This is a genomic window from Spirosoma horti, assembly GCF_054776595.1.
The window spans coordinates 437,849-457,822 of sequence record NZ_BAAHBQ010000005.1; the positions used below are offsets into that span (position 1 = coordinate 437,849).

16 protein-coding genes are annotated in these 19,974 nt (G+C 48.2%); 7 read left to right on the top strand and 9 right to left on the bottom strand.

Annotation, left to right across the window (positions count from 1 at the left end; all coding sequences use genetic code 11):
- Positions 1-17 precede the first annotated feature (17 nt).
- Positions 18-4,028 (top strand): phage tail tape measure protein, encoded by a 4,011-nt coding sequence (locus ACYVAM_RS16890; protein WP_461069039.1) that lies wholly within the window; start codon positions 18-20, stop codon positions 4,026-4,028.
- A 68-nt stretch (positions 4,029-4,096) separates the two neighbouring features.
- On the opposite strand, the gene ACYVAM_RS16895 is transcribed toward ACYVAM_RS16890, so the two are convergent.
- Positions 4,097-4,447 (bottom strand): hypothetical protein, encoded by a 351-nt coding sequence (locus ACYVAM_RS16895; RefSeq protein ID WP_461069041.1) that lies wholly within the window; start codon positions 4,445-4,447, stop codon positions 4,097-4,099.
- A gap of 74 nt (positions 4,448-4,521) precedes the next feature.
- Here ACYVAM_RS16895 and ACYVAM_RS16900 point away from each other — a divergent pair, with 74 nt between their 5' ends.
- Positions 4,522-4,812 carry a hypothetical protein gene (locus ACYVAM_RS16900; RefSeq protein ID WP_461069043.1) on the top strand — a complete coding sequence of 97 codons (291 nt, stop codon included), beginning with the start codon at positions 4,522-4,524 and terminating at the stop codon, positions 4,810-4,812.
- 48 nt (positions 4,813-4,860) lie between these two features.
- Positions 4,861-5,151: a hypothetical protein gene (locus ACYVAM_RS16905; protein ID WP_461069045.1), complete on the top strand. Its 291-nt coding sequence runs from the start codon at positions 4,861-4,863 to the stop codon at positions 5,149-5,151.
- Positions 5,152-5,314: 163 nt separating this feature from the next.
- Here the strand turns inward: ACYVAM_RS16905 and ACYVAM_RS16910 are convergent, their stop codons facing one another.
- The 6 genes from ACYVAM_RS16910 to ACYVAM_RS16935 all read right to left on the bottom strand — a co-directional run bounded on the left by ACYVAM_RS16910 (position 5,315) and on the right by ACYVAM_RS16935 (position 8,453).
- On the bottom strand, positions 5,315-5,992 hold the full coding sequence (locus ACYVAM_RS16910) for an antA/AntB antirepressor family protein (protein WP_461069047.1): 678 nt from the start codon (positions 5,990-5,992) through the stop codon (positions 5,315-5,317).
- Positions 5,980-6,393 carry a hypothetical protein gene (locus ACYVAM_RS16915; protein ID WP_461069049.1) on the bottom strand — a complete coding sequence of 138 codons (414 nt, stop codon included), beginning with the start codon at positions 6,391-6,393 and terminating at the stop codon, positions 5,980-5,982. Before ACYVAM_RS16915 ends, ACYVAM_RS16910 begins: the two co-directional genes overlap by 13 nt.
- The gene (locus tag ACYVAM_RS16920; protein WP_461069051.1) at positions 6,386-6,733 is read right to left on the bottom strand and encodes a hypothetical protein; all 348 of its coding nucleotides are present in this window, start codon (positions 6,731-6,733) and stop codon (positions 6,386-6,388) included. Before ACYVAM_RS16920 ends, ACYVAM_RS16915 begins: the two co-directional genes overlap by 8 nt.
- The gene (locus tag ACYVAM_RS16925) at positions 6,726-7,094 is read right to left on the bottom strand and encodes a hypothetical protein (protein ID WP_461069053.1); all 369 of its coding nucleotides are present in this window, start codon (positions 7,092-7,094) and stop codon (positions 6,726-6,728) included. Before ACYVAM_RS16925 ends, ACYVAM_RS16920 begins: the two co-directional genes overlap by 8 nt.
- 4 nt (positions 7,095-7,098) lie before the next feature.
- Positions 7,099-8,016: a hypothetical protein gene (locus ACYVAM_RS16930; RefSeq protein WP_461069055.1), complete on the bottom strand. Its 918-nt coding sequence runs from the start codon at positions 8,014-8,016 to the stop codon at positions 7,099-7,101.
- Positions 8,017-8,258: 242 nt separating this feature from the next.
- Entirely contained in the window at positions 8,259-8,453 is a 195-nt protein-coding gene (locus ACYVAM_RS16935) for a hypothetical protein (RefSeq protein WP_461069057.1), read from the bottom strand.
- A gap of 485 nt (positions 8,454-8,938) precedes the next feature.
- Here ACYVAM_RS16935 and ACYVAM_RS16940 point away from each other — a divergent pair, with 485 nt between their 5' ends.
- The gene (locus ACYVAM_RS16940) at positions 8,939-10,252 is read left to right on the top strand and encodes a hypothetical protein (RefSeq protein ID WP_461069059.1); all 1,314 of its coding nucleotides are present in this window, start codon (positions 8,939-8,941) and stop codon (positions 10,250-10,252) included.
- 114 nt (positions 10,253-10,366) lie between these two features.
- Here the strand turns inward: ACYVAM_RS16940 and ACYVAM_RS16945 are convergent, their stop codons facing one another.
- On the bottom strand, positions 10,367-11,611 hold the full coding sequence (locus ACYVAM_RS16945) for a DNA/RNA non-specific endonuclease (protein ID WP_461069060.1): 1,245 nt from the start codon (positions 11,609-11,611) through the stop codon (positions 10,367-10,369).
- Positions 11,612-12,214: 603 nt separating this feature from the next.
- Here ACYVAM_RS16945 and ACYVAM_RS16950 point away from each other — a divergent pair.
- Positions 12,215-13,150 carry a DUF4238 domain-containing protein gene (locus tag ACYVAM_RS16950; RefSeq protein WP_461069061.1) on the top strand — a complete coding sequence of 312 codons (936 nt, stop codon included), beginning with the start codon at positions 12,215-12,217 and terminating at the stop codon, positions 13,148-13,150.
- Between the two features lie 200 nt (positions 13,151-13,350).
- Here ACYVAM_RS16950 and ACYVAM_RS16955 read toward each other — a convergent pair whose 3' ends face one another.
- Positions 13,351-16,656, bottom strand: coding sequence for a cellulose binding domain-containing protein (locus tag ACYVAM_RS16955; RefSeq protein ID WP_461069063.1), 3,306 nt, complete (start codon positions 16,654-16,656; stop codon positions 13,351-13,353).
- Between the two features lie 1,523 nt (positions 16,657-18,179).
- Between ACYVAM_RS16955 and ACYVAM_RS16960 the strand changes: the two genes are divergently transcribed.
- Positions 18,180-19,334, top strand: coding sequence for a serine hydrolase (locus tag ACYVAM_RS16960; RefSeq protein ID WP_461069065.1), 1,155 nt, complete (start codon positions 18,180-18,182; stop codon positions 19,332-19,334).
- A 260-nt stretch (positions 19,335-19,594) separates the two neighbouring features.
- The gene (locus ACYVAM_RS16965) at positions 19,595-19,930 is read left to right on the top strand and encodes a LytTR family transcriptional regulator DNA-binding domain-containing protein (protein ID WP_461069067.1); all 336 of its coding nucleotides are present in this window, start codon (positions 19,595-19,597) and stop codon (positions 19,928-19,930) included.
- The last annotated feature ends 44 nt before the right edge of the window (positions 19,931-19,974 follow it).

Here is a 19,974-nt window from a genome sequence, read left to right on the forward strand (position 1 = left end):
TTATAAACAATAGTCTCATGCAGGAAATAGGTACTAAATATACGCTCGACCTTCAGCAGTTCTTTGTCCAGATGGACCAGGTATCTGACACACTGGGCAAGGTAGATGCCATCATCACTAAACAGGCCAGTAAGAATCCTTTGGCCGGAATGTCAGTCAGGCAGGCCGATTTCAATAAGGCACTGGGTCAGCAGGTCCAGATCTACCAACGCGTTGAGGCTGCTGCGGTTTCTTTCCGAAAGGAGCAAGAACGAGTTAAGCAGACGACCGCCGATATCAAAAAGAAACAGGACGAACTAGCTGCGGCGGATGCGTATGGAGATCTTAAAAAGCAGATCAGCCAGGTTGATGAGGCTATCGAAAAGAATATCAATAAACCGCTGAAAGAGGCTGATTCGTGGTGGGATAAACTAAAAGCGAAGTTTGCTAAAGGTCTGAGTATTCCAAAGGTCGATGTGCCTACCCGTGGCGGGGATGGCCGATTTCTGCCCGGTGCTGGATCAAACAAGGGTAATTCATCTAATTCTGGTGGAGGTCTGGGCAATGTAACCGAAGCCGTTATCGATCAGTTAGCGGACAGTACAGGCGTGCAGCTTTCAGGCGGTACATTGGCCGCAGCGGGAGCCGTGGCGGCCGCAACGGCAACTGTCATCAAGGGAACAAAGGAGTGGGCTGAATATGGTGAGAAGCTTAGCGAAGTCAGTGCGTTGACTGGGGCTACGGGTAAGAGCCTACAGTTCCTCGACGATCAGGCCCAGAAGATTGAAAAAGATACGGGTATCGCCGGCACAACTGTACTCGAAGCTTTTAAAAGCATTGCTGGTATCAAGCTTGAATTGCTGGAAAATAATGAGGCACTGGCTCAGACCACCAAGGAAGTAATCACCCTCTCCCAGGCATCAAAAGAAAGTCTCGACGATACGGCCCGGGCATTACTGGGTAGCTTATCCCAGTTCGAGGAGGGTGCTGATCAGGCGGCTCGCTTCTCGAACGTGCTGGCCGCAGGTGCCAAGCTGGGTAACTCCGAAATCAACGATACGGCGGAAGCCTTGAAGAATTCCGGTACTGCCATGAAAGCCGCCGGCCTCAGCTTTGAGCAGGGAAACGCGCTGCTTCAGATACTGGCGGGTAAGATGATCAAGGGCGGGGAGGCTGGTACGGCCCTTCGGAACGTACTGCTTAAGCTGGAAACTGATTCGGATAAGAACCTGCGGCCATCGATTGTTGGACTAAATACAGCTTTGGAGAATGCAGCTGAAAAGTACAATACGACTGCCAAGCAAGCCAAAATTTTTGGTACGGAAAATATTGTAGCGGCCAAACAGGTACTGGATGCCCGGGGAGAGGTAGCCAAGATGACCGAAACGCTTACCGGTACCAATGTGGCGTACGATCAGGCCAAAACTAATACCGATAATCTGGCCACTGATCTCAAAAAAGCGGGTACCTCGATTGATAGTTTCTTCCGGAATCTGGGACAAAGCAATGACGGTTTCCTGCGAGGTATGGTGCAGCGGTTTACCAACTTCGTTAACGATATCGGCTCTAAAACATCGGTGTTCAAAACGTTCATTAGTAGCTACGTCAATAATGAGCAGGATGGCCTATTGGGGGCTCTGTATACAGCTGGCAAAGATGCCAACAAACAGCGTCAGGCTAATCTGAATCAGGCCCGTCAGGATGCGCTAACAGGTGGAATCGTTACGGCTACTACGCAATCAGTCAACGATGATCTGACCATCCTTAAAAAAGTAAATAAAGATCGAGGGGATACTGAAGCGCAGGCCATCAAGGATGCTGCTGTAACCGTCAAAGCCCAGCGGGATAAGGCGTATTTCGATGCGGTAGCTGATCACGCCCGTCTGCGTAAACAACTGGAGCAGCAGATCAAGGATAACGTTCAGGATGAGGGTAAGCTGCGCAAACAGTTTCAGGAGTCCAGGGAGAAGATTCTGGCAGCCTCCACCGGTAAGAAGCTAGCCGACAGCAATCTGGCCAAAGTAAATAAGCAAGCGGCTGATCAGGCCAAGAATCTAGCGCAATTGCTCAATGAAGGGGCCACCGATGAACAGAAGAAAGCCGGGAAGAAAGCGCAGGATATTGAAAATGAGAATAACCGCCTGTTACTGGCTGCCAAAGAGGACTTTGCCAAAGAAGCCCAGAAGTTGGAATCCGACTATGGTAAGGAGCGACTGGAGGCCCTGCAGAAAGGCGGAGAAGCTTACATTAACGCCCGGGCCGATCTGGATCAGAAGGAGCTCAAGCAACAGCGCGATTTGATTGAGAAAAAGCTGCAACTGGCTAAGTCAAACAAAGTCGTCGAGGTGAACGGAAAACGTCAGGTAGTCGCTGATACCAGCATTACCCTGGAGAACTCGGCCCCGATGATTGCCCAGATCTTTGCCGACCGTCAGAAACAGATCGAGGACGAGCGGTCCCGTCAACTAGTTCTGTCCCGTATCCGTCAGGAGTATCAGTTACTGGAGCTGGCCAAAAAGTCCAATGAAAACGAATTACAGCTATTCGATAAGTTCTGGGAGGAAAAGCTAAAGATTGAAGAGCAAAATACCCTGGGCTATGATGCGCTTGTCAAACAGCGGAATGACGCCCGGGCAATTATAGCCGCTACCGGTACCCCCAAAGAGCTTGCTGAGTTCGAGAAGGCTTGGGAATTGATTCTGGCCAATGAGGAAAAAAACAGTGCGGTATATAAGGCCATGGTCGCTAAACGTAACCGGGACCGCAACACCCTGGCAGCGGATCTGATCCTGAAACAAAACAAAGATCAGGAAGCTATTGAAACGGCTTTCGCTGATACAAATCAGTTTGAAAAGAATCTGCGCGCGGATGATCCCTCACTCAATGCCGACGATATCACAACGATGCGGGAACAAAAGAAGCTGGCTGTCCGCATTCACTTTGGGGAGGAAACGATCAGGCTCCTCAGAGAACAGGGAGCGGCTGAAAACGCCCTGTTGATCACCCAGACCCAGGCGGCCGTCGACGGCTTGAAAAAACAGCAAACCGAACTGGCCAACAATACCCCTAAGAACCGGGACATCTTCGAACTGTTGGGTATTTCCAACGGAATGAATGATGTGCAGTTGAACTCACTCCGTGAAAGCTTCAAGTCAATTGGTGAGTCAATTCAGTCGACGACCCAGCTGATCATCGAGCAGTCTGATACGGTTATTCAAGCCCTGGATGCCCAGATCAGCGCCAAAGAGGAGCAGGTTTCCGTTGAAATGGAAAGGGATAAAGAAGGGTACGCCAACAATCTGGCTTTGCGCCGGGCGGAGCTCGATAATTTGAAGCGTCAGAAAGCAGAAGAGGAAGCTGTCAGACGCAAAGCGCTGGCTGTACAGCAGGCTATTGATGCCGCTACCGCCATTTCCAACTCAGCAGTAGCCATTAGCAACGGGATTAACTTCCTGACCACCTACGCAGCCAAATCAGCACAGCTGGGCCCGATTGCCGGACCGATCGCTTACTTCGCGGCCGTGGCCAGTATTCTGGCTTCGATTTTTGCGATCAAGCAGCAATTTAAAAACATTATCAAACTGCGGGACGGTGGCCGGATCCCCCTCAGTGGCCGTTCCCACGAGCAGGGCGGCCATCGGATTGAAGGTACTGACATTGAGGTTGAGCGGGGCGAGCACGTTACCAAGGCCAGTATGTCGGCTAAGTACGATACGGCACTGGAAGCCCTCAACCGGGATGATCCAAATGCAGCTGTGCGGGCAATCATGAGCCGAGTCGGAGTCGCATTACCTGATATGGTCATTCAGTACGTACAGAGCCCTAGTTTCAATAAAAATCAGTCGGCTCAGCAGGACTTCTCGTTAGTCAGGCAGGAATTACAGGAGCAAAAGGAGCTGACCAAAGAAGTTATCAAACATCTGGCATCAATGTCCGGCAAAAAAGACCGCACTATGTTAACACCAGGTATTTATGTAGAACAAGATGGCAGTCGCAAAAGCTTCGTCGATGAGCGGGATACATTGAGGAAAATGGGGGTAAAGCTTTAGTGGGAATGGTTTTAATCAGAAAACGGGTAGCGAGCTTCGCTACCCGTTTCTTTGTTATGTGTTCCAAGTTAACGGACTTTTTTCCGGGCTCGTTTCTGAATCAGCATGTCTTTAAGCTGAACCAGATTTGAATCCGTCAGCCGCTGTATGTCTGATTTACGGTATCTAACAATCTTCGGCCCGAAACTAAGCACTTTAATATTCATCCGATTGGGTCCGGTGGCCAGTACCTGAATCATTTTGCGGGCCGTATCCGGATCGACTGACCACAGGCTAGCAATCCAGTCAATACCGACAAACTTCTCAGACCGCAAAGCCTGCAATTCGCGATCTGCCTCAACAAGTCGGGCAGTCACCAATTCGTATCGATCAATTAATTCTTTGACCTGCTGCCCAGTAAGTACAACAATTGGCTCCATAACTTATTTTCGTTCAGACAAAGGTGCAGGTTGATTTACGAAAGCCTGATTGATATTATTCTTATCATTTCATTATGGATTTACTACAGGCATTTACCGAGCTACCGAACCTGGTTGCTGATTACAAAAAGGTAGCAGCAGAATTAGCGGCCACTCAACGTGAACTGGCGGCATTAAAAGAGGATAAATACGTGAATTGGGAATGGATATGTGAGTACTTCGGCGTTACTAAGAAAACTGGTTATATGATGTTGGCCAATGAGAAGGTGTTTGTACATGGCCGAAAGATCAAACGATTTAAGAAGTCAGATATCCTTCGATTTGCCGAGCGAAATAGCATAAAACTCAAAGAAATAGCGACCTAACAGATCTGTTTGATTGGAGTTGTGATACGATAAACTATCTGACTCTATATGGATTTACTTCAGGCCCTCAACGAGCTACCAAACCTAGTGGCTGATTACAAAAAGGTAGCGGCTCAACTGGCAGAAGCCCAAAAAGAATTAGCAGCTCTTAAGGAAGATCGATATGTAAGTTGGGATTGGATCGCCCAGTACTTTGATATCAGCAAAACAACGGCTCATTTGATGCTCGCAGAAGAGAAGATGTTTGTGCATGGCCGTCAGATTAAGCGATTCCGAAAATCAGCCATCATCAGATTTGCGGAACGCAATAGCATCAAGGTGAAAGACGTACACGTATAAACGGCAAAATGAATAATTAGCCGATAACCAACGGCAGAAACATATACACCATTTTTTATAGTAGTATATCATAAATATAAGTACTCTTTCCACGGTGCCATAGACATAAATAATGCCTGATCCTCTTTAAAGAACCAGGCATCTACACTAAAGTGATTGTTGATCATTCCTTCTCAATAGTAAACTCGGTCGATACAATGGTGTATAGCCGCTCCATCTGACCACAACGTTCAGCGACGTCGAGTAGGTTTTCGTAGTTAGATTTACGCTGAGCTCGGACATTGAACCCATAGTGGAGGTGCAGCCGATCATAGACCCGGTTCCAGACAACATAATAGACCGCCTGCGTGTGTTCGGCATACTGAGTGACCAACCGGGCAACTTTGGCACGGTAAGTTTCTACCGTCACCGGTAAGGGGTAAGCAGCCGGATCCGTCTGGAGTCGTAGTTGTTCGCGGTCCATGAGCTGACTGACCATCTTTTCTAAAGAAGCCAGTCGCCTAGCCATCTGTAGTTGGCCAGGTGACTGAGTCGCTTCACAATCCAGAAAGTACTGCCGGATCTCTTCACCCTTGGGCGTTCTGGCCAGCATGGACAAGCGTTTGGCAAAGTCAATCGTTAACCGGTAATCAACGGATGGCCTGCCTCCTTCCGAGGTTTTCGACATTGTGTCGGAAACCTCCCAATCGACTCCCTGCAACGCGTACGGATTGTTGACGATGTTCTTCTTGGCCCATCGGTTCCACTGCGATCCATCAAACCCCAGAAAGTCATAAAGCGCCCGGGCCGATTCTACCGGCAGGCCTTGCCCACCGGTAGAAACTGGAATCAGTACTGACATCGGAGCAGGAAATTAAGCAGGATGTTTGTTTCCCGTTCGTAGCGAGGCATCTGCGCCAGCTTGAGCCTCATCAGCGCATAGATCTGCTCTTTACGCTGAACGTGTACTGGTACTGGATCGCCGACGGTCATCAGAAGAAGGTTGTCATGTTTTACGGCTCCGAATGAACAGTTGACAAATTCCGGATTGACAAGGTGGCCCGAGTTAACCCGCCAGAAACCAGGCAGTTGATTCTGAAGGCGGGCTATGCTAATTGTTGCAGAGCAAGTTTCTCCACAACTTTTCAGTATTCGAGAGCGGGAATCTCTGCCTACCTCAATCCGAATAATTGAAGCAATAGGTATCAGTTGAACCGCATTCCCTGATCGAACCTCCAGGGTGGTTTGGGTTGATTTATTCATGACCCACCTCCCTTTCAAATTTTTCCCCCAACTTTTCTAAGAAGTCGGAATTATGTTCAAAATACAAAAACTCATCCTTGAGTTGTTTGACAAACGAAAGGTGTCTGACTAAATCCCGCACAACAAAGCGATTTTCGTTTACATCATTTTTTTCGTCGTGTAGCCAATCGGCTAACAACTTAGATATGAAATCACTACTATCTGGGGCATCTCGAAATTCACCAAGCAAATTCAGTACTAAAAATAATCCTTCGCGGGATTCGTAATCACTGGCAACCCATTTGAAAAAAGCCTCTTTTTGCTCGTTAGAGGGAGGGGTTAGTTTGTTAGGCTTATACATGGCTCACCTCCTTTGTTTCTTTAACTAGGTTGGTGAAAAACTCTACCTCATAAGCCTTTTCCGCTAATTCATTTAAAAAGCCAATAAGCCGAAAGGTTGAATGCAGGGCTTTGCGATTTTCATCGATTGTAAAATCAGTCTTAATCACCCAGTCGTAAAGAAATTTCTGAACTAGTTCAGCATTAGCCGAAGGAGAATGTACGCTCAAATAATCAATCACCAATTCATACAGATTTATGTTAGCAGTCTCAAGTGCTTCGACAGCGTCGTTTAATGAACTGGGATTAATTTTGATCTGATTTCGGCCCGTTTGTGTGGCTGAATTTGCCGTTGGGTCATTCGGGGTTGAGTTACTTTCCATTGACTTAGTAGATAGAGGTTTCCAAAACTGAGACTACACGCGCGATACTGGCAACTGATGACCGACTTTCAGTTCTATCTGACCACTCCGTATTATCCCGGCTAACAACAACCTCGTCTGCCGTAATGCTGACCACACGGCCCAAATAGTAAGCAAAGAATTTGGCCTTGACAGCCACCGCGACAACCTTACCGATCAGGCTATCATAGTTAGTAGGGCTCACCGGCACCGCAACGATTCGAGCACCTTCCTGTAGCTGAGGTGCCATACTGTCATCCAGTACTGAAATGATACCAGCCAGCTTTCGCTCTGAACAATTCAACTTTCCCTCGTCGAGCATACGATCAAGGATATACGCATTGTATGATCCTGACGTGACTGATGATTGTTGCTTCTGCGGAGCCAATGAACTGACCCGGACGTGCCGAACGCCTAAGAACCGTTTTGGTACCCACTGCAAATTCGACGCATGCGTCATCGGTTTACTTTTATCTTTGGGCTGAACCCACAGATAGCCGTTCGGATTTGGAATGAACGCCAGTGCCAGAGCTCGGTGAATGGACGGACGGACAGACTTGTTTCCGACCCTAACTCGGGTCATCAAAATTTCAAAGCCCTTGTTCATGTAGGTGCGCACTGGCTTGCCGGTCACGATGTGGCGCACTTTACCATCGATGGAAATCTCATAAAGCCATTCAAGGCCGGGAAACGGTTTCCAGGTATGGTCTATTACACCAGTGGCTGGATTGACATAAAGATCGCCTGGCTGAGAGGCAGCCGAAGAGGGCGTGTAGTTGACTGATTCAGCCAGCAGTGTTTGCCGCTTTTCAGTCGAAAAAAGCGTTTGACGGTCAATTTTAGCCGTTTGCTCAGTAAGGGTTGCATTCGTCCCCCTACCCACGTAGTTTTGCTCCGTGATCATTTGATGAAAGATTTAAATGGTTTCCATAAGGCCCCCTCGTTGCACCCTGAGAAAGTTCAAACGAGGGGGTTTACTGTTTTAAAGGACATCAGTTCCACCGGGCAACCTCATCGGCACTCTGCGGTTTCTTATGATATTCCTTAGGTTAAGACAATATTAAAGAATAAAAATGCGAAAAGCAACACAGTGTGTTGCTTTCTTTGTAAAGAGGCAATGAATATAGTTCCTTTGGCTGATATCGGTCATTTGTTGCCGGCCGCTAGCTGACTGCGTTTAACGTTTTCAAGTTCTACTGCTTCCTTTCTGCGCTCAAATAGATAATCAATTGCTCGCTCGACCACCTCACTGCCACTTTCGTTGAAAAGCGTTTTCAGTTCCTCAAGTTTAGGGAAGCTCTCGGGTGGAATTCTCAGTGATAGTGTCTGCTTTTTTGCCATTTCGAAGATGTTTCAGGTAAATATATATGATTTGCATAAAAGCAACACATTGCACGACAAGCATAGGATGTAATAATGTATGAGCTGAAAGCCATTAGAAACTATAAAGGGTGCTATTTGAAGTCGCACCCTTCACTTGTCTATATCCTGTTGAATCTGCTTGGGCAACAAACAAACCGTGTAACAGTAGATCATACGTGCCTACAATAGTTATGATCACTCGCTGCGATCGTGTCGCTACCAAAAGCATTATGTGCTACTTATTTCCTAGTATTATGTTACTCATTTATTTTCAGAGTACATGATAGTTTTGGTATTGTTGCTTATCGTGCCCTTTTGCTCTATACAGATGGTCAATATAGAATACCTTCGTGAAGTAAATTTTTAGATTTCGCCATCTTTGAGTTTACTTCTGCTCTATTATCATTTGTATTGAGTCAAGTCACTAGCAGCGAGTAATAGCATCAATAATAAACCCTTTCAACATGTTTGCAGCAATGGTTAGTCCAAATGATTCAATTCCTGTTTATACGGGCAAGTTTCAACTAGTTCTTAAAAACAAAATTGTTATAGTTAATGGTAGTTTGACATTCGAATGGTTTCCTAGCTCTGAAACCCGATTTAGTGGGGAAGTGATTGAGCAGTCATGGAGTATAATGGATATCTTCTATGATTTGATAGATGAAAGTTTTGGGACTGTATATGACATGCTCGTTGATGGTTTATCTGTAGGCAAAGCTTCATTCAATTTAATTAATGGCACAGAACCCATTTACCTAGAAGGAAGAATGGTGGGAATTAACGTTATTGGTGACAAAGCTATACCTGTTCAAAAAGTCAGCTTCGTCATTGCCAATTTAAAGGAGTTTCATGGAGAAGCCAATCAAATAAATTCTGACTCTTCTAATAATATTTTGCTTCTAGAAGATGAAAATTTTTCGATCATTTTAAGAAAACATCCACAATGTTCAGATAGAAGCCGTGCATTGACAAAAAAAGGCGGTTATTTCACTTTATACAATGGCGAAATTTCAAGTAGGAGAGCATCAATTACTTTTAAGGACGTAAATAAACCGCTATCTGCATTATCAATGTTTCTAAACTTTTTAAATGGAAGACGTTGCTCGCCTGTTTTCAGGCAGGGTATATTCGATAATGAAACAGTTTGGTGTGATTACACAAGTTATAATATTGATCAATTTAAAAAGGTCAAATCATGGACACCTGATGTGCTTTATGATCTCAATAAACTTTGGATTGATTTTAACGCTCTTTGGCAAGTCAAAGAGCACCGGCAGTTTTTGAACGATGTGTTGCACTGGTATACTGAAGCTAATATCCAATCAGGGTTGATCGATGGCGCAATAATTATGGCACAAACGGGGCTTGAGCTGATCTACAATTGGTTAATCGTCGAGCAAAAAAAGTTAATCATGGGAAATGATGCGGATAACATCTCCGCCTCCAACAAAATACGACTGTTGATTTCTTTGCTTAATGTAAGTAATGCATTGCCTACAACGCTAGTTAATTTAAAACAATATATGGACGAATCAGACAGCAATATTGCAGACGCACCAGAAGCATTCGTTCAGGTACGAAACGCTATTGTTCATTCACAAGCAGCGAAACGAAGTAAGGTTGCGGAGATGAGTAGCTTATTAAAATTTGAGGTATTACAGCTCGGCTTGTGGTACATTGAACTTTCACTATTGTACATTTTAAAGTACAAAGGCAAGTATATAAACAGATGTTATATTTATGAAAATGATTTTGGTAATGACGTACCTTGGGCTTAGAAAAGATAGATAGTGTATAATTTGAGTGCTTATTATTGCTAATAAATAGACTTCTTATAGTAGCTATACCCCAGTAGTTATACACAATATTTATATCCCCTCTTCATTTAGTGATCAGCAGTGACAATTGCTTCGATCAACATAGGTCTTGTTGCCGTTACTATTAATGTAATAGCAGCCGCCTTTAGGGCCAATGTAAAGTTGTTTCCCATTATAGATGCCGCACTTCGCATCGCCGGTACTGGGTGGTGTGCTCGTCGTAGTTGTTGGGGTTGTGGTCGTTCCACTACTTGGTGGAGTCGGAGTCGTAGTAGTCGGTGGTGTTACTGTAGCTGAGGTAGGCGGAGTCGTAGTGGTCACGGGTGGCGTCACAGTAGCAGTTGTCGGTGGCGTGGTGGTTGCCGAACTCGGTGGCGCTGTTGTAGTACTAGTAGGGGGCGTCGTAGTGGTTACCGTCGTTGGCGGAGTAACTACAGCATCAAGTTTATACTTCTTCGCTTTCAGTGCAGTCTGGGTAGACGTAGGCAGGCTTGACAAGAACGTATAATTCGTGGCTTTCTCAATATCGCTAATGGTTACAATATAATCTTCCCAGCCAGTCCGGACAGTTTGCGCATTGAGCATGTCGACGGCAATCACCTTGGACTGAGCATTGATTCGAGACAAGTCATTATCCCCTTCGGGTAAAACGACTATTATTTTCCAGCATTGGGTAGGTGGTTTTACTTTCCCCGTTGCCAGGACAGTTTTATACCCTTGTGATCCCGTCGCTCCAACCCCGTAGCCTCCGGCTGTAATATAGAGTTCATTGCCCTCCTCTACTAGTTGTCGGCAGTAAGACTCCAACTCCTGCCACACCCCCCGGTTCAGGGTTGGTGCCTGGGGAATCATATTGGTCATCAGAAAGGTAGCCGAGTTATTTACTTTGGTGTCAGTTCTATCACCACTGGGACATAGGTGGCCCCGATCAAAGCCATCAGCAGACGTATAGTCGGTGGGCTTCACCTGATAATAGCCGGTTGGTAAAGTTGCATCGGTTCGAAAGTCATCCTGCCGATCAATTTGGCCTAAATCACTTTCTTGGAGGTGCCAGCTGACCCAATTAGGCCGTCCCAGCAAGTTGTTGTAGGAAACAACGTATTGCTCCTTCACAAGGAGTAGATTATCTGTGTTATCAGGATTGGTTGTCGCTCGATTGGGATTGCCCATGAGCAGCGGTAAGCTTGTGCTACCATCCGAATATGTCGGCGTAGTGGGTACTACAGGGGCTGTTGGTGCTGGAGTTACGGACGTAGGTTGGTCTTTTTGGCAACCCAGTAAAATAGCAGCTACACTAAAAACGTATATAAGTTTTTTCAATGTTTAGTAATGGTTGGTGTGAGATGAAGGTAAAACTAAGCTTATCTTAAGACATGTCAAGATAAGTTAATAAGAACATGTCGTATATATCCAGTACTTATAAGCGCATAATGTTGGATTGTTAATGACCAGCGTCTCCGGAATGCCCACATGAGCCGATTTTCTTCAGAAATAGCTTAAATCTTGGCTACTATTCTGATTACGGAATAGTAGATTATTCTGAACACCCCCTTCGGAATACATTGGCGTAGGCAACGTGTTAATAACTAGAGCGTTACAAGAAAAGCGGTTTTTTCTACAATTTGTCCCCTAAAAACGGCTCTAGGACTATTGTATTTGGTCAACTATTCATGGCTGTTGCTGTTGAGATGAGAATGTATCTATAGAGAACACTGTAAAGTCACCAAAAAAAATGTAGATTCCGACCCGGCGAATCGATCTGCTGTATTTATTTAAATGCGAATCTGATTGCGAACTGATGCTTGCGATGAATATGTACAATCTTTAGAAAGGAGAGTTTTCGTGAGACCTTTGTTTGGGTGAATATACAATATTTGCCTCTATGGAGTAAGATAGCTGTCGTCCCCATTATTCACTCAAGCTATGAAAGATTTTGATTCAAACTTTCTTCCAAAGAATCCAGCCAAAAAGCATCACTACCTACCCGTGTTCTACTTAACTGGGTTCACCGATGAAGAGGGGTTATTTTGTGTTTACGATAAACTGGAAAAAGAGTTTCATGTAAGGCAACGCCCTGATAATTGGTTTTTCGTTAAGCACCTGAATAGCTATCGGCCTGATGGTAAGTTGCTTTTTACGCTCGAAGAGCCATACCATACCGAAATGGATTCGCAATCGGCTCCATCTTTGAGGAAAATAAAAGACGGTGATGGTAGTCAAGAGATTGATATACAAGATAAGATTCAGATCATCTTATTCTTCAGCATGCTCTTTTGGCGATCACCTTATTCAGATAAGTTGTTCCAAAAATTAGTCGAAACAGAAGGTTTGTCAAGTCGACACTTTAACTATATAACAGACGAAGCAGGTAATCCTCTGACCGACTCAGTCCTTTCCAAAATTCAAAGTGAAATATTGAGTAATGTCGACAATCTTCGTTTTTTCAAACAAACTGCGCCACTCTCACCAGCAGCCCTCCAGGAAGGTCTTAGATTATTTGAAAAGTGGAATCTGTTTTATTTACCAACCAGTTTTGAAGACACACTTATCGGTGACAGCCCATTCATAACTAATAATCCAGAGTTGCGTTTAGACCGAATATTCAACGAGCTAATTGTGCCCATTAGTAAGAATCGCATACTCGTTCTAGCTGATAAAGTGCCTGAATTTTACGACGGACATCTACATACGCTTATTAACACAAGCATTTTACATCAGTCACACAGACACGTTGCTTGTGCAAACGAAGCTTTTCTGCGTCATATTGTAGAAGGGTATGAGGAACTTAAACCGGAATTTCTAAATGTAGACTTAAATAAGGTTACGTATGATGTCATGCACAAACTCAATCAACATTAATTTAATAGTCGTCCCCATGTAGCCGACAATTTGAAGAAAGAACGGTATTCATTTCTGTTTCTTGAAGCGCCCAATTAGCGAAGCATATACATGAAAACTCTGTCGTCTCAACTTGGAGCGATTTATGAGATAATGCCTCTGCAAAAGAAACGCCCACCCCAAGCGAGGCAGGCGTTTACCGCTTTTCTTCTAACTGTATATTATGGCCGCACTAGCTTCAAACGCTGTTGCTGGCTGGCCGTGCTTACGTTCAGCAGCAACAGCCCCCGGCTCTGGCCTAGCGGCAGACTCACTAACTCAGTCTCACCCGCCTGCTCGATGCGCTGCTCATGGACGGTCCGGCCCTGCAAATCCACCAGCCGCACGTTGACCACCTGGCCTTCAGCGCCCCGAATCTCGATCTGAGCCTGACTACCCACCACCGGGTTACCCAACACCTTGGCCTGCAAAGCTAACATCGGCTCGGGCGCTCCTACCCGGGCCGGTGCCCCCGAGGGCGGCGTGCCAAAAATCAGCGTGTTGTTCAACAGCACGGTCACCCGGTTGTTCAGCCCCACCGGCCCATAAATGGGCGCGTACGAATAGTCATTGCCCTGATTCAACAAGCCAAAGTCCGAGCGCACCAACCGGAAGTCAATCACCCCTAAGCTGCTCAGAGGGCCCAGTTGTCGGGGGTTGCCCGGGAAGCTTAGCTCGAGATAGCTATCGGCTCCGTTGACCGGCGCGGGTAAGCGAACCACACGGGCCTGCACATTGCTGGCCCCCAAATCAGCATAATCCACGTACACATTGGCCGTCTGACCGTTATCAGAGGTAAAGTAGTAGCGCAGCTTCAGGCTCGAGACAGGCAGCGCTACGTTGCCCGTATTGCGCAGCTCCAGCCGGGTCTGGATCTGGGAGGTGATCCCTCCATCCTTGGCGGCCGAGTACACCTGCACGGCGGTCTGGGAGGCCACCGGGGTGGGCTCCTGGCCCCAGACGATCACGCCGTTCCGATAGGCGGTGATACGGGCGTTGGGCAGATAGTCCCGGTTAGGCTGGTAGGAGTAGTCGTCGGTTTCGTTGAAGTTGCTGCGGTCCTTCTTCAGTATGCCATTCTCAATGGGTCCCGAGTTGCCGTTGGCCGGCAGGCTGCCGCCCCCGGGGAAGCTGTACTCGACGTAGCCAAAGGCACCCTGCCGGGGTTGGGCCAGGGGAACATACTTCATGGTGACGGCTCCTAGCTGGGCGTAATAAAGCTGAAAGTCCGTGGGGGGTGAATTGCCTTCGGAGGTGAACCAGTAGCGGACCGTTAGCTCGCCGTAGGGCACGGGCTGCCCGCCGGCATTGGCCAGCTTGAGAAATGGCTTGATGATCTGGTCCTGGGTTTGACCGTAGTCTACGTCCTTGTGCAGCACGCTGAGCGTGGTGGGCACCACCGTGAGCTGGAAGTTGCCTGCCGGACTGGTGCAGCCGCCCTGGGTGCAGGTGGCCGTGTAGGTTTGGGTGCCGGTCATGGCTGTGGAGACGGTGAAGCTGCTGGCTGCGTTGCCGTTGGCCATGACCATACCCTCCGAGCAGCCCATCACCGTTAGGCTCACCGGCCCCACGTTCTGGGCGATGGTCAGGCTGCTCTGCCCGGCCGGGTAGCTATAGCCGCTCTGGGTCACCAGGGTGGGCGCCGAGGGCAGGGGCGTGCTGGTCACCGTGGTCGACCCGTTCATGGCTTGCTGACAGCTGGTGCTGGTAGCTAGCACGGTATAGCTACCAGTGGTCTGGGGACCGAAGCTCAGGGCGCTACCTGTGCCGGCCAGGGGCGAGCCCACCGGGTTACCATCACGTTGGAGCTGGTAGTTGACCCCCGACTCCGAGCCCGACAGGCCCACGCCAATGCCGTTGCTGCCGGTACAATAGGCGCCCCCCCCGGTCACGGCGTACACCATCGGCAGGGAATTGACCGTTAGGCTCGCCGTGGCCGTCGCCGAGCAGCCATTGCTGGCCGTAGCCGTCACCGAGTAGGCCCCGCTCACGCTAACCGAGAGGCTGGCGGTGGTGGTACCCGTACTCCAGCTGTAGGCATCCCCGCCCTGAGCCGTAAAGATCGCCGTTTGGCCCTGGCAGATGGTCTGGGAAGCCGGACTGATGCTCACACTAGGTGGCACGGGGCTGGTCAGCGTCACCGTCACACTATTGGTGCCCGTGCACCCAGCACTGCTCAGGCTGAAGCCGTAATAACTGCCGCCACTCAGCCCCGACAGCACGAAGCGGCTGTCGGCTACGGTGACGGTTTTGGTCTGCACGTCACTCAACTGGCTGGTGCGATAGCTCACCGAGTAGTCCCCCCCGGCCACATTGGTGGTAAAGCCGATTTGACCGTTGGGCGTATCGCAGCGGGAGGAAGATGACGTGCGCGCGTTATCCAGACTTAACGTCGGGGTGGGCAAGACGGTGAGCTGGCCCGCGGCCGTGGCTGAGCAACCATTACTAGCCCGGGTACCGGTGACCGAGTAGGAGCCGGGCGTGCTGGCGGCAGTACTGGCGGTGGTAGCCCCGGTACTCCAGGTGTAGGTATCGGCACCCGAGGCCGTGAAGGTCGCTGTCTGGCCCGAACAGATACTCTGACTGCTTGGCGTTACAACAACGGTAGGGGCCACCGTGTTACTGGTGACCGTCGTCGTGGCGATGGACGAGCAGCCTCCGGCCACCGCCACGGTCACACTGTAAGGACCACTCTGGCTGACCGTAGCGGTGGCCGGGTTGGCCGAATTGGCTTGAACGCCACCGCTGTAGGTATACGTGGCACCCGACGGTCCGCCGTTAGTTGTCAGCGTGACGCTGGTCCTGGCGCAGGTTAAGGGGCCGTTGTTGCTCAAGCTCGCGAAGAAGGGCTCACTGACTGTGATTTGTTGCGATGCGCACGCACCGGGGGTGACACAGCCCCCTTCCCCCCGGACGTAGTAAGTCGTCGTTGATCCTGGGCTTACTTGTATCGACGAACCGGTACCGGCCGGCGTGCCGCCGCAGCTCCCCGCATACCACTTCCAGTTACTCGCGTCGTTTAAGCTTCCACTCTGGATTCGTAAAATGGTGCTGGTTCCGGCACAGATAGCCGTTCGGGTGGTGGTAATCGTGGGTATGGTTGGGCCAAAGCAGGGGTCCTGAGCGTTTGCCCTGGTTAGGGTTAACAAAACGGTCAGCAGACTCAACCAAACGAGGGGCATCCCTGGGCCTAGCCGTCTAGGGCATAATGACGTCACGCTGCTAAGAAACCTATCATCCGGGTTCCTCGAAGTTAGTTTCGGTACAGTAGAAATGGTCATACAAACATTGGTAAAAAGGTAATTAATAAAAAGTGAAAATAGTACGAACAACAAGTTTTTTGCCGCTGGTAGAGCCCAATGGGAGTTAATAGCGGATGTACAGGATGTGGTAAAATAAAATGCCCCGTTTATCGCGGGGGCAAGATTAGGGGTTTTGCCAGCCAGGCAGTCGGAGATTTCGCCCAAAAACTCGGAGAATTGTTCCAACCGGGCGCAAAAGCGACTATTTTTTGGTTAAATCCCGGAATTAACCCGGATTCCTCGGCCAATACCTGGCCGAAGTAACCCGGGTCTAGCGTTGCCATGCGGGGTAACTAGTGGAATAAATCGGGCAATGATTTAGTGAACCAAGTACCCATTTGTACGACAATTGCCGTACATGTCGAGCCCGCAGTTAGACGCGGAAAACCCCGTAGCCCCGCTACTCTCTCTTGAAAATGGGTAAAGTATTACTTTAAGGAGAGGGGAATTGTGCAAGGACTGATTAGTGCCTGGACAGCGAAAATAAGGCGGGTTTACGGCCCCGACTGAAGGGTCCGAATTTTGGTTAGCAAGATGTGTTTTTATTACCACAAAAACCTCCTGAGCATCCGGATAAGTAGCCGACCGAAGTTGGGCAATGAGCAAAAGGGGAGCTAGATTTTATCCAAGTTTAAATACGGCTCAATATCGTATTAAGGGTTGCGTTTAAAACGCGCCCTCGGCACATATGGAGTGATTCAAAGGTCATATATTACCGTGGATAAAACACTCTATGGTGTATGCTAGGGGGTAGTTAACTAGTTACGAGCGATTTAGGCGAAAATCATTTTATTAACCTAGATTTCTTCTCAAAAATAGCTTTGGAATTACCGCACAACGCTAACGATGGCTGCTATCGTCAGGTGTTTGCTCAAGCGCGGAGTGATATTATTGGTTAATTTTCTAACTCTCACCACCTCTTATAGCCCTATTGTAAACAGATTTGCTAGCTACCCTTAAAAGAGACAAAAAAGCCTTCAAACGTAGCTTTCGGGCTAGCAATCGTATGATATACTATGCTGAACACCCCCCTACGGTATACATCGAAGTGGTTAACATGCTATAAGATAGAGAGTTGCAAAAAAAGAAGAATTTTTTACCTTTTAGCGTCTAAAAACGGGCCTTGGGACTACCGCATCGGGTGAATTGTCCTCCGCCATTGCTGTAAAAATTGACTACTGTCAGCTTATAATTATCAACGAGCGATGCCCGGGGCTACCGGCGGAAACCACCCCCGGTCATACTCCGTTTCTTACTACCCCCCCGTACTTTTGAGAATTTATTGGAAAATGGCTAAGGCATTAATTCGATACTAGACTTGAGTTGCTCTTTTAGTTTGTCCAATGCAGAGATATTGCCCTGCGAGAATTCTGCTAAACTGCTCTGGGCATACAAGTTGATTAAATTCCAAGCTGTAGTGTAAGGCGCCGGATCATTGGATGATTCAATAACGTCCTAAGCTTTGGTCTTGAAATCCTCGAAGGCGGCAGCAATATCATCATCAGGTATAAGCTGAGAGCAGGCTTCACCGGCCAACATGACAACACTTGATGGCCGCGTCATGATCACCAATTCACGCAGGTTACGCGTACTACTACGCGGCTTACAAATCCGTAGAAATCGCCCTGGAAAGCAGGATTTATGCGCTTGATAGGCTGTGAGGGGCCAGGCTACCTTTGTTCCCAACAAATCTAGACCCAATAGTAGCCGTGAAAACAATTCCTGTTTCAATAGCCAGTTCTCTTACTCTGCTTACCTTATTAACCGCCTGTCAACCAAATGCCGATGTGGGCAAAGACGGTAAAACGCTCGATGTAGCTGCTCTGGCCGACGATATTGAAGCCCGGATCAAACCCGACGTGATGGGTTACCAGATCGTCGTTTTTGCCGACGGATCGCTACGGGCCTCACGCGCCGGAGGCAATGCCCGCCAGCCAGCCGACGCTCCTGAACGTAAGATGGATGTGGGCGATAAAATCAATGTGGCCAGCGTAAGCAAAACTGTGACGGCTGCGGCTCTACTGCATGCCCTCAACGCCAAATCCATCAGCATCGATTCGCCCATGTGGTCATATCTGCCTAAACATTGGTCATTACATAGTAGTATTAAAACCGTTACATTTCGGCAACTCCTGGCCATGCGAAGTGGCTTTCCGCAGAATGTTCCCTCGGACTATGGGTCTTTAAAAGCGGCTATGGTCGTAGGGGCTACCTCACCCCGGTTGACGTTTGATTACCTGAACATGAACTTCGCTCTCATGCGGTTCCTGATTCCAAACGTAGCAGGTGGCTATTCCATAACGCCGATGCCGGCCAATGCATCCGTGCAGAAAATAAACGAAGTTGAGCAGAAACAGGCTCAGGAATACACCGATGCCTACATGGACTACTGCCAGCTCAATGTGTTCGATAAGATTGGACTGGCTCCTAATATGGCCTGTAAACCTACCGATGTGAACCCAGCCCTATGCTATAAATGGGCAGCCCCCAACGGAAAAGGAACAGATTGGGGTGATATGACCCTGACCAACGGCGAACGTGGCTGGAACATGTCGGCGCTGCAAATGGCGACGTTCATGAATGCACTGCACCATACCTACAAGATCCTGCCAAAAACCCTAGCCGACGCTATGCGCAGAGACACCTTGGGTTATGATAAGTCCAATATTAAGACTAACACGGGCCAGAAATACGTCATAAAAAACGGGGGATACCCAGCCTCGAACAATGCTGGAGAAGTAGGAGCGTGGCTGTTTGGATTCGAGAACGAAGTCTATGTAGCGGTACTGGTTAATTCCGATCAAAAGCCAGGCACGAGTGTATGGACTGATGTGGTTGCAGCCTTTGACGGGTGGTACAAGTAGTGTTTAAGGAACCCAGCTTTCTGGCCGTTCGATGAGAAAGGACCCTAGTTCTGCCAGTGGAACAGGCGCTGGAGTAGAGTTAAGTAACTGACTAGTCACTTCCCTTCAACTCAAAAGCCCGGTCGTATGGCGGCTGGGCTTTTTTGTTCTCGATGCGCTTGTGTCGGGCTTGTTTATGAGAGCATTAGAGAGCCTTCCGGCTGTAGGGTGCTTGGCTTTTCTAGATTAACCCCGAACTTTGGCCGTTTAATCTATCCACCATGCCCAAGCACTCTAAACACATCGACCGAACCAAACCCGTTGCTTATTTACAGGGCGATGGGAACTACACAACCTTGCACTATCCGGATGGTAAAACGGTGCTAGCCAGCACGACACTTAAAAAAGTTAGTGCCTGGTATCCACATATCATTCAGGTCCGAAAAGGTATAGCCATCAATCCCACCTATGTTGTCAGCTACAATCGATACAGCGCTAAAGGGCTGACGGTGCATCTGGAATTTGCGAACACACGTATAACTTTCGAAGCGTCGCGACGACGCGTTGCCAGTGTTGAAGAGGCAGTACTTTTGCTTGAATTAACCCCTTACTTTTAGGATTACACAGGTAGAGTAGTTACTGTTTTAGGGCACACACATTG

What these genes read in the sequence shown, in the direction of transcription:
- ACYVAM_RS16950 (WP_461069061.1), top strand. Translation starts at nt 12,215, where the DNA reads ATGAAAGATTTTGATTCAAACTTTCTTCCAAAGAATCCAGCCAAAAAG.
- ACYVAM_RS16935 (WP_461069057.1), bottom strand. Translation starts at nt 8,453, where the DNA reads ATGGCAAAAAAGCAGACACTATCACTGAGAATTCCACCCGAGAGCTTC.
- ACYVAM_RS16940 (WP_461069059.1), top strand. Translation starts at nt 8,939, where the DNA reads ATGTTTGCAGCAATGGTTAGTCCAAATGATTCAATTCCTGTTTATACG.
- ACYVAM_RS16890 (WP_461069039.1), top strand. Translation starts at nt 18, where the DNA reads ATGCAGGAAATAGGTACTAAATATACGCTCGACCTTCAGCAGTTCTTT.
- ACYVAM_RS16920 (WP_461069051.1), bottom strand. Translation starts at nt 6,733, where the DNA reads ATGTATAAGCCTAACAAACTAACCCCTCCCTCTAACGAGCAAAAAGAG.
- ACYVAM_RS16895 (WP_461069041.1), bottom strand. Translation starts at nt 4,447, where the DNA reads ATGGAGCCAATTGTTGTACTTACTGGGCAGCAGGTCAAAGAATTAATT.
- ACYVAM_RS16930 (WP_461069055.1), bottom strand. Translation starts at nt 8,016, where the DNA reads ATGATCACGGAGCAAAACTACGTGGGTAGGGGGACGAATGCAACCCTT.
- ACYVAM_RS16900 (WP_461069043.1), top strand. Translation starts at nt 4,522, where the DNA reads ATGGATTTACTACAGGCATTTACCGAGCTACCGAACCTGGTTGCTGAT.
- ACYVAM_RS16905 (WP_461069045.1), top strand. Translation starts at nt 4,861, where the DNA reads ATGGATTTACTTCAGGCCCTCAACGAGCTACCAAACCTAGTGGCTGAT.
- ACYVAM_RS16965 (WP_461069067.1), top strand. Translation starts at nt 19,595, where the DNA reads ATGCCCAAGCACTCTAAACACATCGACCGAACCAAACCCGTTGCTTAT.
- ACYVAM_RS16925 (WP_461069053.1), bottom strand. Translation starts at nt 7,094, where the DNA reads ATGGAAAGTAACTCAACCCCGAATGACCCAACGGCAAATTCAGCCACA.
- ACYVAM_RS16910 (WP_461069047.1), bottom strand. Translation starts at nt 5,992, where the DNA reads ATGTCAGTACTGATTCCAGTTTCTACCGGTGGGCAAGGCCTGCCGGTA.
- ACYVAM_RS16915 (WP_461069049.1), bottom strand. Translation starts at nt 6,393, where the DNA reads ATGAATAAATCAACCCAAACCACCCTGGAGGTTCGATCAGGGAATGCG.